General features: G+C 71.0%; 16 protein-coding genes and 1 tRNA gene. 6 read left to right on the top strand and 11 right to left on the bottom strand.

Annotated elements, in window-relative coordinates; genetic code table 11:
• Positions 1-226 precede the first annotated feature (226 nt).
• Complete coding sequence (locus tag Sfr03f_RS18930) at positions 227-877, top strand: DUF1707 SHOCT-like domain-containing protein (RefSeq protein WP_245967666.1); 651 nt, start codon at positions 227-229, stop codon at positions 875-877.
• A gap of 148 nt (positions 878-1025) precedes the next feature.
• Here Sfr03f_RS18930 and Sfr03f_RS18925 read toward each other — a convergent pair whose 3' ends face one another.
• The gene (locus Sfr03f_RS18925) at positions 1026-2519 is read right to left on the bottom strand and encodes an MFS transporter (RefSeq protein WP_108955155.1); all 1494 of its coding nucleotides are present in this window, start codon (positions 2517-2519) and stop codon (positions 1026-1028) included.
• Positions 2520-2583: 64 nt separating this feature from the next.
• A complete protein-coding gene (locus Sfr03f_RS18920; RefSeq protein ID WP_108955469.1) occupies positions 2584-3846 on the bottom strand; it encodes a DUF445 domain-containing protein in 1263 nt (420 codons plus the stop codon).
• A gap of 372 nt (positions 3847-4218) precedes the next feature.
• Between Sfr03f_RS18920 and Sfr03f_RS18915 the strand changes: the two genes are divergently transcribed.
• From Sfr03f_RS18915 to Sfr03f_RS18900, 3 genes are all read left to right on the top strand, one after another.
• On the top strand, positions 4219-5535 hold the full coding sequence (locus tag Sfr03f_RS18915) for an SGNH/GDSL hydrolase family protein (RefSeq protein WP_108955154.1): 1317 nt from the start codon (positions 4219-4221) through the stop codon (positions 5533-5535).
• A 536-nt stretch (positions 5536-6071) separates the two neighbouring features.
• The gene (locus tag Sfr03f_RS31550) at positions 6072-6287 is read left to right on the top strand and encodes an HNH endonuclease (RefSeq protein WP_281262844.1); all 216 of its coding nucleotides are present in this window, start codon (positions 6072-6074) and stop codon (positions 6285-6287) included.
• A 39-nt stretch (positions 6288-6326) separates the two neighbouring features.
• Positions 6327-6401: transfer RNA gene (locus Sfr03f_RS18900), tRNA-Leu, on the top strand.
• A gap of 52 nt (positions 6402-6453) precedes the next feature.
• Here the strand turns inward: Sfr03f_RS18900 and rdgB are convergent.
• On the bottom strand, positions 6454-7056 hold the full coding sequence (gene rdgB / locus Sfr03f_RS18895) for an RdgB/HAM1 family non-canonical purine NTP pyrophosphatase (RefSeq protein WP_108955468.1): 603 nt from the start codon (positions 7054-7056) through the stop codon (positions 6454-6456).
• A 60-nt stretch (positions 7057-7116) separates the two neighbouring features.
• On the opposite strand from rdgB, the gene rph reads away from it, so the two are divergent.
• Positions 7117-7848, top strand: coding sequence for a ribonuclease PH (gene rph, locus Sfr03f_RS18890; protein WP_108955152.1), 732 nt, complete (start codon positions 7117-7119; stop codon positions 7846-7848).
• A 106-nt stretch (positions 7849-7954) separates the two neighbouring features.
• Positions 7955-8353, top strand: coding sequence for a hypothetical protein (locus Sfr03f_RS18885; protein WP_108955151.1), 399 nt, complete (start codon positions 7955-7957; stop codon positions 8351-8353).
• A gap of 29 nt (positions 8354-8382) precedes the next feature.
• Here Sfr03f_RS18885 and Sfr03f_RS18880 read toward each other — a convergent pair whose 3' ends face one another.
• The 8 genes from Sfr03f_RS18880 to clpS form a co-directional block, all read right to left on the bottom strand.
• Complete coding sequence (locus Sfr03f_RS18880) at positions 8383-9135, bottom strand: MBL fold metallo-hydrolase (protein ID WP_108955150.1); 753 nt, start codon at positions 9133-9135, stop codon at positions 8383-8385.
• 299 nt (positions 9136-9434) lie between these two features.
• A complete protein-coding gene (locus Sfr03f_RS18875) occupies positions 9435-10385 on the bottom strand; it encodes a PLP-dependent cysteine synthase family protein (protein ID WP_108955149.1) in 951 nt (316 codons plus the stop codon).
• A 20-nt stretch (positions 10386-10405) separates the two neighbouring features.
• Complete coding sequence (locus tag Sfr03f_RS18870; protein WP_108955148.1) at positions 10406-10684, bottom strand: MoaD/ThiS family protein; 279 nt, start codon at positions 10682-10684, stop codon at positions 10406-10408.
• 135 nt (positions 10685-10819) lie between these two features.
• Positions 10820-10921 carry a putative leader peptide gene (locus Sfr03f_RS31705; RefSeq protein ID WP_359289145.1) on the bottom strand — a complete coding sequence of 34 codons (102 nt, stop codon included), beginning with the start codon at positions 10919-10921 and terminating at the stop codon, positions 10820-10822.
• Positions 10922-11028: 107 nt separating this feature from the next.
• Entirely contained in the window at positions 11029-11460 is a 432-nt protein-coding gene (locus Sfr03f_RS18865; RefSeq protein WP_108955147.1) for a M67 family metallopeptidase, read from the bottom strand.
• 131 nt (positions 11461-11591) lie between these two features.
• Positions 11592-13043 (bottom strand): amino acid permease, encoded by a 1452-nt coding sequence (locus Sfr03f_RS18860; RefSeq protein ID WP_108955146.1) that lies wholly within the window; start codon positions 13041-13043, stop codon positions 11592-11594.
• A gap of 386 nt (positions 13044-13429) precedes the next feature.
• Entirely contained in the window at positions 13430-14074 is a 645-nt protein-coding gene (locus tag Sfr03f_RS18855; protein ID WP_108955145.1) for a DUF2017 domain-containing protein, read from the bottom strand.
• 57 nt (positions 14075-14131) lie between these two features.
• Positions 14132-14455 (bottom strand): ATP-dependent Clp protease adapter ClpS, encoded by a 324-nt coding sequence (gene clpS, locus Sfr03f_RS18850; RefSeq protein WP_108955144.1) that lies wholly within the window; start codon positions 14453-14455, stop codon positions 14132-14134.
• Positions 14456-14503 lie beyond the last annotated feature (48 nt).

The following is a 14503-nucleotide window of genomic DNA, read 5'->3' as shown; positions in this document are numbered from 1 at the left end:
GTTCAGCCGATACCCCATGTGCTCACTATGTACCGGTATGACCGATGTGCGCCCGCAGGACTGGGCTGTGTCGGTGCGGCTGAGCCACCCGGTCCCGGCACCTCCTGCCGGGACGGCGTTACCGGGGACGTCCCGAACTCGTATGCTGCGCGGCATGGCCGACGCGTCGAACGAGCGGGACGAGCGGGTGGAGCGGGACGAGGCAGGGCGGGGCGGGCGCCGGGAGGTGCCGCTGCCCGAACTCCGGGCGGGGGACGCCGACCGCGAGAGGGTCGCGGAACGGCTCCGGGACGCCCTCGCCGAGGGGCGGCTGGACATGGACGAGTTCCAGGAGCGGCTGGACGTCGTGTACGCGGCGAAGACCTACGGCGAGCTGGAGCCGGTCACCCGGGACCTGCCCGCACCGGGCGGACCGGCCGTCCCCGTGACGAAGCCGCCCGCGCGGGCCGCCGGGGCGGAGCCGGACTGGTCGTCGCGGATCACCGGCGGACGGGGTTCCTCCGACCGGGGGATCGCCGTCATGGCCGGCTTCCAGCGGGTGGGTCACTGGGTCGCGCCACGGCGGTTCGACGCGGTGGCCGTGATGGGCGGCGGCGTCATCGACCTCCGCGAGGCGTACTTCGCGGGCCACGAGATCGTCATCAACTGCGTCGCCCTGATGGGCGGGGTGGAGATCATCGTCCCGCCCGGGGTCGAGGTCGTGATGCGCGGCACCGGGTTCATGGGCGGCTTCGACCACGACGCCCGGGGCGACGACGGCTCCTACTCCCCCGACGCGCCCCGCGTCGTCGTCACCGGCTTCGCCTTCTGGGGCGGCGTGGGCGTCCGCACCAAGCGGCCCAAGGGCGCCAGGAAGCGGCAGCTCCCCCCGTCCTGAACCCGCACGCCCCCGCCCCCCTGCGGCAGCCGTACCGCGGGGCGATCCGCTGCGTCCCGGCGCCCACGACACGACGCAGCCGTGCCGCGAGGAGATCAGCGGCACGGCTGCGGGGAGGGAGGGGGAGAGGAGCGGGAGGAAGGCGGGATCAGGGAGCGGGGGTGGGCGTCTTGACGGAGGAGAGCGGCGTGGCGATGTCCTCCAGACTCCGCCGCTCCGCCTTGACCGCGAGGAACACCGCGACGAGGCCCGCCGCGCACATTAGCGCCGCACCGATCTGGAACGCCAGCACCGTCTCCCCGATCACCCCGGACTCCGTGAGGTCCGCGAAGATCAGCGGACCGGCGATGCCGCCCGCCGCCGTACCCACCGCGTAGAAGAAGGCGATCGCCATCGCCCGCGTCTCCATCGGGAAGATCTCCGACACCGTCAGGTAGGCGCTGCTCGCACCCGCCGAGGCGAAGAACAGCACCACGCACCAGCACGCCGTCAGCGTCGTCGCCGTCAGCACCTCCTGGCTGAACAGCCACGCCGTGACGAACAGCAGCAGGCCCGACAGGATGTACGTCGACGAGATCATGATCCGGCGGCCGACCGTGTCGAACAGCTTGCCGAGCAGCAGCGGGCCGAGGAAGTTGCCGGCCGCGATGACCGCGAAGTAGTAACCGGTGTGGCCGACCTGCACGTCGAAGAACTTGGTGAGGATCGCGCCGAAGCCGAAGGTGATCGCGTTGTAGAGGAACGCCTGCCCGATGAACAGGGCCAGGCCCAGCACCGTGCGCCGCGGGTACTTGGTGAACACCGTCTTCGCGATCAGACCGAAGCCGATGGACTTGCGCTGGTGGATGGTGATCTCACCGGCCGGCGGCGGGAGCTTGCGGCCCTTCTCCTCCTCCACCTGCCGCTCGACGTCGGAGACGAGTTTCTCCGCCTCCTCACCGCGGCCGTGGATGAACTGCCACCGTGGACTCTCCGGGACGTTCCGCCGCACCAGCAGGATCACCAGGCCCAGGACCACACCGAGCGCGAAGGTGAGACGCCATCCGATGTTGGCCGCGAAGATGTCGGTGTCCAGCATCACGATGGACAGCAGCGCGCCGCCGATGGCGCCGAGCCAGTAGCTGCCGTTGATGATCAGGTCGACCCGGCCCCGGTACTCCGACGGGATCAGCTCGTCGATGGCCGAGTTGATCGCCGCGTACTCGCCGCCGATGCCGAAACCGGTCAGGAAGCGGAAGAGGAAGAACCACCACACGTCGAACGAGACAGCCGTCAGGGCGGTCGCCGCCAGATACACCGCGAGCGTCGTGATGAACAGCTTCTTGCGGCCGAACCGGTCGGTCAGCCAGCCGAAGAACAGCGCACCGCTGCACGCGCCGGCGACGTACAGCGCCGCCGCCATGCCGGTGACCTGGGCCGAACTGATGGGCAGTCCACTGCCCTCCTCGGCCAGCCGGCCGGCGATGTTGCCCACCGTGGTGACCTCGAGGCCGTCCAGGATCCACACCGTGCCGAGACCGATGACGATCATCCAGTGCCAGCGGGACCACGGCAGCCGGTCCAGTCTCGCCGGAACGGCCGTCGTGACGGTGCCTGTCTCCTCCGGGATCTCCGAAGGCTCGGGTGTCGCGGAAACTGCCATCGCGTGGTCTCCCTCTCCGTCGAGCGAGCGGCGGTCCCACTCCCTGTTGCCCCGCCCGTTACGGCTATGCCCCCAGCATGCGCGAAACCGTGTGGATCAGCAGCCCGGCCAACGAGCCGACGACCGTGCCGTTGATGCGGATGAACTGGAGGTCCCGGCCGATGTGCGCCTCGATCTTCCGCGTCGTGTGCTGCGCGTCCCAGCCGGCCACCGTGTCCGTGATCAGCGCGGTGATCTCGCTCCGGTAGGTGGTGACCACATAGGTCACCGCGCCCTCCACCCAGCCGTCGACCTTCTCCTGCAGCCGCCGGTCCGCCTTCATCCGCGCACCCAGCGACAGCAGCCCCGCCCGCACCCGCAGCCGCAGCCGGCTCTGCTCGTCCTCCGACGCCTCCACCATCATCCGGCGCACCGCCGACCAGGCCGAGGCGATCAGGTCCTGCACCTCGTCACGGCCCAGCACCTCCGACTTCAGCCGCTCCACCCGCGCCCGCGTCCCGGTGTCCGACTGCAGGTCGGAGGCGAAATCGGCGAGGAACCGGTCCAGCGCGTCACGCGCCGGATGCGTCGGCATGTCCCGCATCTCGGTCACGAACCGCAGCAGCTCCTTGAAGACCCGCTCACCGACCTTCCGGTCCACGAACCGCGGCGTCCAGCCCGGCGCACCGCCCTGCACCGCGTTCATCACGCGGTCGCTGTGCAGCTCCAGCCAGTCGTGCGCCCGCGCCACCACCAGATCCACCGTCCGCCGGTGGCCGTGGGCCGCGACCACCCGCTCCAGCGTCCGGCCCAGCACCGGCGCCACCTCGGCGGCCTCCGCCCGCCGGGTGACGGCCTCGCCCACCACGTCCTGGACGTCACGGTCCTTCAGCACCGTCAGTGCGCCCCGCAGCGCCGTCGCCAGTTCGGCCGTCACCCGGTCGGCGTGCTCCGGCTCCGCCAGCCACGTCCCCAGCCGGTTGCCGATCCCCACCGCGCGCAGCCGGGTCCGCACCACGTCCGCGGAGAGGAAGTTCTCCCCCACGAACTCGCCCAGGGACTCCCCGAGCTGGTCCTTCTTGGTCGGGATGATCGCGGTGTGCGGGATGGGCAGCCCCAGCGGATGCCGGAACAGCGCGGTCACCGCGAACCAGTCGGCCAGCGCACCCACCATGCCCGCCTCGGCGGCCGCCGCGACATAACCCGCCCAGGCGCCCGCACCCTGGTGCTCCGCCCAGGTGGCCAGCGCGTAGATCACCGCCACCAGCAGCAACAGCCCGGTGGCCAGGGCCTTCATCCGACGGACCCCCCGCTGACGCTCCTCGTCGGCGAGGGTGAAACCATCCATGGGGCGTGCGGCCGAACGGGGGACGCCGCGATTGCCGCCCTCCGGCGGCGGGGCATGCTCGCCCTGCCCCGCGGTTCCCCGCCCGTCGTCACCGCCCGTGTCGCCGCCGGCGCCGACACCGCCGACGACGCCGGTGTCACCGGCGTCAACGGGGTACCCGCCGTTCTCGTCCTTCTGTCCCATTCGTCGCCCGTCCACCTGTGTCGCATGCCCCGTCAGGAAAGAAACGTCCCTTCTGACCGACTCCGGGAACGGAACAAACGTTCCCGACGTCCTGTTCACGAGGACGCGCGGAAAGCCGCCGGGGATGACCCGCACCCGCCGCCGTCCCGACCGTTCCGTCGTTCCACAGCCCGAGGAGTCGTGCCCCGCATGACCAGGCGTCACGCTTGCGCCCTGCTGGCGGCCTTCACCGCCCTGATAATCGCCGTCAGTACCGGCATATACCTCGCGGCACGCGAGGCGAGTGCCCGCACCGAGGCCCGCGACACCAGCCTCCCCGCCGACCGCACCCCCCACAAGCCGGCCGCCCCCGCCTCCACCGGCGCCTGGGTCGGCAGCTGGGCGGCCGTGCCCTCCGGCGCCGAACCCCGCACCGAACGCACCGGACTCGCCGGACGCTCCATCCGCAATGTCGTGCACACCAGCGTCGGCGGTACCGCCGCCCGGGTGACCCTCTCCAATTACTACGGGCAGCAGCCGCTGCACATCACCTCCGCCTCGGTCGCCGTGGCCGCCGACGACAACACCGCCGAAGCCCTCCCCGAGACGCTGCGCCCGCTGACCTTCTCCGGCGCCCGCGCGGTCACCGTCCCGCCCGGCGGCCAGGTCGTCAGCGACGCCGTCGCCCTGCGCGTGCCCGCCGCGTCCGACCTGCTCGTCACCACGTACTCCCCCACCCCCTCCGGCCCGGTCACCTACCACCGGCACGCCCGCCAGACCTCCTACCTGGCCACCGGCGACCACGCGCTCGACCCGCAGGGTCTCGCCTACACCGAGCGCACCCCCTTCTGGCGGTACGTCACCGCCCTCGACGTCCTCGACAAGGACGCCCGGGGCACGATCGTGGTCATCGGCGACTCGCTCACCGACGGCGTCACCTCCACCCCCGACGCCGACCGCCGCTGGACCGACGTGCTGGCCGGCCGCCTCGGCGACCGCTACGGCATCGCCAACGCGGGCCTCAGCGGCAACCAGCTCCTCACCGACGGCGTCGGCCGCCCCGCCGACAGCCCCAGCGGCCTCAACCGCTTCCAGCGCGACGCGCTCTCCCGCCCCAACACCAAGGCGATCGTCGTCGTCCTCGGCATCAACGACATCCTCCGCGACCCCGACGGCACCCCCGACCCCGCCGCCATCACGGCGGGCCTGCGCACCCTGGTCTCCCGCGCGCACGCCCGGGGCATCCCGGTCGTCGGGGCGACGCTCATGCCGTTCGAGGGCCACCTGGGCTACGACGGGGTCCGCGAGACGGCCCGTCAGGCGGTCAACACCGAGATCCGCGCCGGCGGCGTCTTCGACGCGGTCGTCGACTTCGACAAGGCCCTGCGCGACCCCTACGCACCGCGCCGCCTCGCCGAGCAGTACGACAGCGGCGACCACCTCCACCTCAACGACGCCGGCTACCGCCGCATGGCCCAGACCTTCGACCTCACGGCCCTGGAGACCAACGGCACGGCCCGCCTGTAGGCGGCCCGGGTGACGAATGTTCGCCCATCGGACGTAACCGTCCGATAACCGGTTCGTTGGTCCGTGCGAGCCGTGCGAACGCACGGCCGGGACGGAGGAGGCGGCCATGCCGACGGCCAGGATCAGTGACGAGGCGCTGCGGGAGGCGGCGGGGGCGTCGCGGACGCTGACGGAAGCGCTGGAGCGACTGGGGGTGGACCGGCGGAGCGGAAGCCGCGAGTACCTACGCGTCCGCATGCGGCGGCTCGGCGTCACCTCGCACTTGCGCTGCGCCGACTGCGGCAATCGTGCGACCAGAAGCCGAAGCACTGGCAGCCGCCGTGGCCGGGGCAGTCTCCGTCGCGGATGTGCTGCGCCGCCTCGGTCTGCGCGACTCCACCACCACGCGTCGGCGGCTCCGCACCTGGATCCAGGAGGCGGAGCTGTCCACCGGTCACTTCCTGGGGCAGGCACATCAACGAGGCAAGCAGAGGGCTCGACGATCGGCTGAGGACGTCCTGGTGGTGCACGACAACGCACACCGTACGAAGACTCGCATGTTGCGCCGAGCCCTCGCGGAGATCGGTGTTCCTGGGCAGTGCGCTCGGTGCGGCACCGGGGCCCAGTGGCAAGGCAGACCCATGACCTTGGAGATCGACCACATCAACGGCGACCGACGTGACGACCGTCGGGAGAATCTGCGGCTGCTGTGCCCCAATTGCCACGCGTTGACCCCGACATGGTGCAAGGGCCTCAGATGCGGAGCGGACTGATCGACGCGGAACGAAACGCAGTAGAGTGTGTGCGGCTGTGGGCCCGTACCCCAGCTGGCAAGAGGGCGCCGGTTTAGGTCCGGTGTGTCGTGGGTTCGAGTCCCACCGGGCCCACTGGACGAGAGGGCGTCGCATCCACCTGCGCGACGCCCTCTCTGGCGTGCCCTCAGCCCAGCAGCTCCCGGACCACCGGTACGAGTTCCCGGAACGCCTTGCCCCGGTGGCTGATCGCGTTCTTCTCCGCGGGGGTCAGCTCCGCGCAGGTGCGGGTCTCGCCGAAGGGCTGGAGGATCGGGTCGTAGCCGAAGCCGTGGGAGCCCGACGGGGTGTGGCGGAGGGTGCCCTCGAGGCGGCCCTCGACGACGCGTTCGGTGCCGTCCGGGAGGGCGAGCGCGGCGGCGCAGGCGAAGTGGGCCCCCCGGTGCTCCTCGGCGATGTCGGAGAGCTGGGCCAGCAGCAGCTCGAGGTTCGCGAGGTCGTCGCCGTGACGGCCGGCCCAGCGGGCGGAGAAGATGCCGGGCGCGCCGCCGAGGACGTCGACGCAGAGGCCGGAGTCGTCGGCGACCGCGGGGAGACCGGTGGCCCGGGCCAGCGCGTGGGCCTTGAGGAGGGCGTTCTCGGCGAAGGTGACGCCGGTCTCCTTGACGTCGGGGACCTCGGGGAACTCCTCGGCGCCGACGAGTTCGTGGGTGAGGCCCGCCTCGGCGAGGATGGCGCGGAGTTCGGTGATCTTCCCGGCGTTGCGGGTGGCGAGGACGATGCGGGTCATGGGGTCCAGTATCCCGCCGTCCGTCGGGGCCACGGGCGCGGGGCGGATAGGCTCGGGCACATGTCTCGTATCGACGGCCGTACCCCCGACCAGCTCCGCCCGGTGACCATCGAGCGGGGGTGGAGCAAGCACGCGGAGGGCTCCGTCCTCGTCTCCTTCGGCGACACGAAGGTGTTCTGCACCGCCTCGGTGACCGAGGGCGTGCCGCGCTGGCGCAAGGGCAGCGGCGAGGGTTGGGTCACCGCCGAGTACTCGATGCTGCCGCGTTCCACGAACACCCGTGGGGACCGCGAGGCGGTGCGGGGTCGCATCGGCGGGCGGACGCACGAGATCAGCCGGCTGATCGGCCGTTCGCTGCGCGCGGTGATCGACTACAAGGCGCTGGGCGAGAACACGATCGTGCTGGACTGCGACGTGCTGCAGGCCGACGGCGGCACGCGGACCGCGGCGATCACGGGTGCGTACGTGGCGCTGGCGGACGCGGTGGCGTGGGCGCAGGGCAGGAAGCTGGTGAAGGCCGGGCGGCAGCCGCTGACCGGGACGGTGTCGGCGGTGTCGGTGGGCATCGTGGGCGGGGTGCCGCTGCTGGACCTCTGTTACGAGGAGGACGTGCGCGCCGAGACGGACATGAACGTGGTGTGCACCGGTGACGGGCGTTTCGTCGAGGTGCAGGGCACCGCGGAGGCGGAGCCGTTCGCCCGTGAGGAGCTGAACGCGCTGCTGGACCTGGCGGTGGCCGGCTGCGGCGACCTGGCCACGGCGCAGCGGGCAGCGCTCGAAACCACTCTTTAGGGTTTCTTGGCAAGGAACTCCGGCGTGCCGCCGTGCGTCTTTCCTTTCGGGGACGCACGGCGGCCGTCGTGCGCTCCGGCCCCCCACGACAGGAGGACCGGTTTCCATGTCTGCTCGGGCGGCGCGTGCCGCGAAGAGGGTTCCGGCGGTAGTGGCCGCGGTGGCGGCTGCCGCGCTGCTGGCCACGGGGTGCGACGCGTTGTCCACAGCTGTGGACTGCGCGCGGACGGCGGCGGCCATATCCGACAGCGTGGCCGACCTGCAGCAGGCGGTGGAGACGGCGGGCAACGATCCGACGCAGCTGGAGGAGTCGCTGACCGCGATCGACCAGAACCTGGGCGAGCTGGACGACTCGACGGGTGACGCGGACGTCGCGAAGGCGGTGGACGACCTGCAGGCCGGGGTCGCGGAGGTCCGCAAGGCGGTGGAGTCGGGTGACGCGACGCCGGACGTCTCTCCGATCACCGACGCGTCCGGCGAGCTGGCGAAGGTCTGCTCGCCCTGACGTGCCGTCGGTCGCCCGCGGCGGGGCGGTCAGATCTCGTAGACCGCTCCGGCGCGGGCCAGTTCGACCGGGCCCCGGTAGGCGGCGACGGCGCAGTCCAGGTTGGACTGCGGGTCGGTCCAGGGCGCGATGTGGGTGAGGACGAGCCTGCGGGCGCCGGCGCGGGCGGCGACCTCGCCGGCCTGGGTGCCGTTGAGGTGCAGGTCGGGGATCTGGTCGCGGTCGGCGTCGAAGGCGGCCTCGCAGAGGAAGAGGTCGGTGTCGCGGGCGAGCTCTTCGAGCGCGGGGAGGGGTCCGGTGTCGCCGGAGTAGGTGAGTGACCTGCCGTCGTGCTCGAGGCGGATGCCGTACGCCTCGACGGGGTGTGCCATCAGCTCGGTGTGGACGGTGAAGGGGCCGATCTCGAAGGTGCCCGGCTTGACGGTGTGGAAGTCGAAGACCTCGCTCATCGAGCTGGCCGAGGGAGTGTCGGCGTGCGCGGTGGTGAGGTGGTGTTCGGTGCCCTCGGGGCCGAAGACCGGGATGGGCGCGCAGCGGCCGCCGTCGGGCCGGTAGTACCGGACGACGAAGTAGGCGCACATGTCGATGCAGTGGTCGGCGTGCAGGTGGCTGAGGAAGATGGCGTCCAGGTCGTAGAGGTCGATGTGTCGCTGCAGCTCGCCGAGGGCGCCGTTGCCCATGTCGAGGAGCAGCCGGAAGCCGTCGGCCTCGACGAGGTAGCTCGAGCAGGCCGATTCCGTGGAGGGGAACGACCCCGAGCAGCCGACGACGGTGAGCTTCATGGAGCGGGAACCTCCGTTGGCGGACGGGCGGACGGACGAGCCGTGGGTCGGGCGAGCGGTGGGACGACAGGGCTCGCGCGGTCCGTCGAGACTAAGCCGCCGGGGCGTCCCTGGCTCCTCGCCGAGGCTCCGTTGTGGGGGAACTCACCTGCCTTGTCACCGGTTCGGCTGGTCGTGGGGCACGTGGGGCGCGTGGGGGCGCACGACGGCGGCCGGCGCCCCCTCGGGAGGGGCGCCGGCCGCCGTGTGACAGGTGCGTCGCGAGTGCCGTGGTGGGCCCGCGGACGGGTGCGCCGGGGTCAGGCCCAGAGCTGCCCGTGGAGGGTGGCGACGGCCTCTTCGCTGGTGGCCGCGGTGTAGACGCCGGTCGACAGGTACTTCCAGCCGCCGTCGGCGACGACGAAGACGATGTCGGCGTCCTCGCCGGCCTGGAGGGCCTTCCTGCCGACGCCGATCGCGGCGTGCAGGGCGGCTCCGGTGGAGACGCCGGCGAAGATGCCCTCGGACTGGAGCAGCTCGCGGGTGCGCACGACGGCGTCCTCGGAGCCGACCGAGTAGCGGGTGGTGAGCACGGAGGCGTCGTAGAGCTCGGGGACGAAGCCCTCGTCGAGGTTGCGCAGGCCGTAGACCAGGTCGTCGTAGCGCGGCTCGGCGGCGACGATCTTCACGTCGGGCTTGTGTTCGCGCAGGTAGCGGCCGACGCCCATGAGGGTTCCGGTGGTGCCGAGGCCGGCGACGAAGTGGGTGATCGACGGCAGGTCGTCGAGGATCTCCGGGCCGGTGGTCGCGTAGTGGGCGCCGGCGTTGTCCGGGTTGCCGTACTGGTAGAGCATCACCCAGTCGGGGTGCTGGGCGGCGAGTTCCTTGGCCATCCGCACGGCCGTGTTGGAGCCGCCGGCGGCGGGGCTGGGGATGATCTCGGCGCCCCACATGCCCAGCAGGTCGCGGCGTTCCTGGGAGGTGTTCTCCGGCATGACGCACACCATGCGGTAGCCCTTGAGCTTGGCCGCCATGGCGAGCGAGATGCCGGTGTTGCCCGAGGTGGGCTCCAGGATGGTGCACCCGGGGGTGAGGCGTCCGTCCTTCTCGGCCTGTTCGATCATGTGGAGCGCGGGGCGGTCCTTGATCGAGCCGGTCGGGTTGCGGTCCTCGAGCTTCGCCCAGATGCGGACGTTCTCGGACGGGGAAAGCCGCGGCAGGCGCACCAGGGGGGTGTTGCCCACCGCGGCGATCGGGGAGTCGTAACGCATGTCTGCGCCGGCCCGGCCGCTCAGACCATTCCGCCGGCCACGGCCGGGAGGATGGTGACGTTGTCGCCGTCGGTGAGCTTGGTGTCGATGCCCTCGAGGAAGCGGACGTCCTCGTCGTTCAGGTAGACGTTGACGAAGCGGCGCAGCTGCTCGCCGTCGACGATGCGGGCCTGGATGCCGGGGTGGCGGGACTCGAGGTCCGTGATGAGGGCGCCGAGGGTGTCGCCGGTGCCCTCGACGGCCTTCTGTCCGTCGGTGTACTGGCGGAGGATGGTGGGGATGCGGACCTCGATGGCCATGTCAGGGCTCCTGTCGGTGGTGGTGTGGCGGGATGGCTGTGCTGCGGGTGGCTGTCGGGGGCGGCGGCCCGTGGCTGGTCGGGCGGCGCCCCGGGCCGGGGGCCTTCCTGGCCGCCCGGGGACGGCCGCGCGCGGTCAGCGCGGACAGAGGGCGCTGTTGAGGCGGCACAGGTCGACGTGCAGCCGCGCCACGAGCAGGATGCCCGGCGTCGTCTCGCTCACGTCGTGGAGAACCATGCGGTCATCGTATCGATTCCCGGAGAGCGGACCGACGCCGCGTCTCGCTGTGCGGTCGATCCGGCCAGTATGCGGACATCGTGCGACGGTGCGGGCGAATTCGCAGGTCAGGCGGCCGGGTAGGCGTCCACGACCTGGACGGGCTCCTCGGTGACCTCGCCGTCGACGATCCGGTAGGACCGGAACTGGAAGTCGCCGAGGCCGTCGGCGTCGGCCGTGGAGACCAGCACGTAGTGGGCGCCGGGCTCGTTGGCGTAGGAGATGTCGGTGCGCGAGGGGTAGGCCTCGGTGGCGGTGTGGGAGTGGTAGATGACGACCGGTTCCTCGTCGCGGTCGTCCATGTCCCGGTACAGCTTCAGCAGGTCCTGGCTGTCGAACTCGTAGAAGGTGGGCGAGCGGGCGGCGTTGAGCATGGGGATGAACCGCTCCGGCCGGCCGGAGCCCACCGGGCCGGCGACGACGCCGCACGCCTCGTCGGGGTGGTCCCGGCGGGCGTGCTCGACGATCTGGTCAACGAGGGCCTGGGTGATGGTCAGCATGGCGGCAGGATATGTCGTACTGGAACGCGGACCGGCCCCGCTTCTCGCGTGGCGAGACGGCGGGGCCGGTATGCGGGACCGGGTGTGCCGGTGCCGGTGGGGCGGCTGGGCCGTCCCGGTGGTGCGGAGGGTCAGCCGGCCTGGTCGAGCACGGGCTCGGCGCGGCGGGTCACCTCGGGGTTGCGGGACTTGAGGACCAGCCAGCCGATGCCGAGCGCGACGGCCCAGCCGGCCATCACGTAGAGGCAGATCCGGGAGTCCGGGCTGAGCGCGATCATCACGGTCACCATCAGCAGGAAGGCGATGGCGATCCAGCTGCAGACCGAGCCGCCCGGGGCGGGGAAGGAGGAGGCGCGCACCCGGCCCGCGGCGACGGCGCGGCGGTAGAGCACGTGGCTGACGCAGATCATCAGCCAGGTCCAGATGCCGGCCGCGGTGGCGACGGAGGTGACGTAGCCGAAGGCCTTCTCGGGGACGACGTAGTTCAGGACCACGCCGATGCCCATCAGCAGCACCGAGACGGCGATGCCGACGGCCGGGGTCTTGGTGGAGGACAGCTTGTTGAAGACCTTGGGGGCCTCGCCGTTGTCCGCCAGGGTGCGCAGCATGCGGCCGGTGGAGTACATGCCGGAGTTGCAGGAGGACAGGGCCGCGGTGAGCACCACGAAGTTGACGATGGCGGCGCCGGCCGGGATGCCGATCTTCGCGAAGGCGGCGACGAACGGGCTCACGTCGGGCGCGAACTCGGTCCACTTGACGACGCACAGGATGACGGTCAGGGCGCCCACGTAGAAGAGGGCGATGCGCCAGGGCAGGGTGTTGATCGCCTTGGGCAGCGTCTTCTCGGGGTTCTCCGACTCACCGGCGGTGACGCCGACCAGTTCGACGGCCAGGTAGGCGAACATGACGCCCTGCAGGGTCATCAGCGAGGAGCCGATGCCGTTGGGGAAGAAGCCGTCGAAGGCCCACAGGTTGGAGACCTGGGCGGTGTCGCCGGCGGCGCTGAAGCCGAAGGTCAGCACACCGAGACCGATCACGATCATGCCGATGATGGCGGTGACCTTGACCATGGAGAACCAGAACTCGATCTCGCCGAAGAGCTTGACGGAGATCAGGTTGGCGCCGAAGAGGACGACCAGGAAGACCAGCGCCGAGACCCACTGCGGGATGCCGGGGAACCAGTAGTGGATGTAGATGGCGGCGGCCGTGAGCTCGGCCATGCCGGTGACCACCCACATCAGCCAGTAGGTCCAGCCGGTGAAGTAGCCGGCGAACGGGCCGACGAACTCGCGGGAGTACTCCGCGAAGGAGCCGGAGACGGGACGGTAGAGCAGCAGCTCACCGAGGGCCCGCATGATGAAGAAGATGATCACGCCGGCGAGGGCGTACATCAGGATGAGGGAGGGGCCGGCCTTGGCGATGTTCGCCCCGGCTCCCAGGAACAGGCCGACGCCGATGGCGCCGCCGATGGCGATCATCTGGACCTGACGGCTGCCGAGCCCTCGCTCGTACCCCTCCTCGGGGGCGTCGCCGTGCACGGCCTCACTGCTGTCGTTCGTCTTCGCGACCTGCGGAGAGGTCATGTTGGTGCGCCTTTCTCCAAGAAACCGGCCCGTCGCGCGTCGTCTTCGACGCCGGTGGGCGGGCCGGGCAGTACGTGCCCCGAGGGGGCATGGGGGAGTTTTTTCCTGCCTGCCGACGGTCGGTCGGCCTGGTGGCGCCGTTCCCGGCGGACATGGGTGTGGCCCGCGGGAACGAGAAAGTTGGCTCAAAGGTACGGAGAAGCGGACCGCCGCGCTGTGGGCAACTCCACAACGCGGCGGTGAAATATTCCAGATATGACCGATTTGCGGTGTCCGGAAATCGGATTTTGCTGTCCGTTTACCGAACCTCGGACAACGGCTCGCGAGACTCCTTACGCGATCCTTACGGCTCCCCTACACACCGTCCGCGCCGGGTCACCGCGGGCTCACTGGGGCATCAGGGTCTCGACGAGGCTCTCCTGCAGCCCGCCGAGCCACAGGTAGGCCATCACCAGGGGCTTGCGTTCGTCGGTGTCCGGGAGGCGGTAGAGGATGTCGCTGTCCTCCTCGTCGGTGATGTCGAGGCGCGAGGCGATGGCGAGGCGGATGTCGTTGAGCGTCCTCAGCCACTGGACCGACCGCTCGGGCGTCAGCTTCAGCACACCGCCGCCCGCGCCGTCATCTCCCGCGCCGTCGCCGTCACCACCACCGCCGCCGATCGTCAGCTCGTCGAGGGAGCGGATCACCGCGAGGGCGTCCTCGCGCTTGCCGGCCCGCAGGTCGTTCTCGGTGTAGCGGCGGAACTCCGAGGAGTAGGCCTTCGCCTCCTCGGCCTGTTCGGCGGTGTCCGGGAACCGGGCCGGGTCTGTGTAGGCGTCCGGGAAGAGGCGGCGCAGCACCGGGTCGGCGGGCGGCTCGCTGGGGCCGTCGGCGAAGAGTTCGGCGAGCGGGTCGGCGGAGGCGTCCTCGGCGGGGCCGGGGCCGATGAGTTCCAGGAGCTGGGCGGCCAGCGAGCGGATGATCGAGATCTCGACGTCGTCGAGTGCGACGGCCGCGCCGCCGCCGGGGAGCGGTTCGAAGGTTCCGGGCATGTCGGTGACAGATCTTTTCGGCTCGGCGGGCGGTCGGTCCGGTCGCGCGGCAGGGGGCTACCGGCGGTCCTGCTGGAGGGTGGCCCACAGACCGTAGCCGTGCATGGCCTGCACGTCGCGCTCCATCTCCTCGCGGGAACCGCTGGAGACCACCGCCCTGCCCTTGTGGTGGACGTCCATCATCAGCTTGGTGGCCTTGTCCTTCGAATAGCCGAAGTACGTCTGGAAGACGTAGGTCACGTAGCTCATCAGGTTGACCGGGTCGTTGTGGACGATCGTGACCCAGGGGACGTCCGGCTCGGGTACGGCGAAGGTCTCCTCCGCCGACTCGGTGCGTTCGGTTTCCATGGGCGCGGGAGCGGGTGACGTCACAAGAACCATGCTGCCACCCCAGCTGGGTACCCGCACGGACCGGGTCCCGGGGCGGCG

It is taken from the genome of Streptomyces fragilis (assembly GCF_003112515.1).
GTDB classification, from domain to species: domain Bacteria; phylum Actinomycetota; class Actinomycetes; order Streptomycetales; family Streptomycetaceae; genus Streptomyces; species Streptomyces fragilis.
Note: the sequence above shows the minus strand (reverse complement) of the source record. Positions and strands in the feature narration are given on the sequence as shown.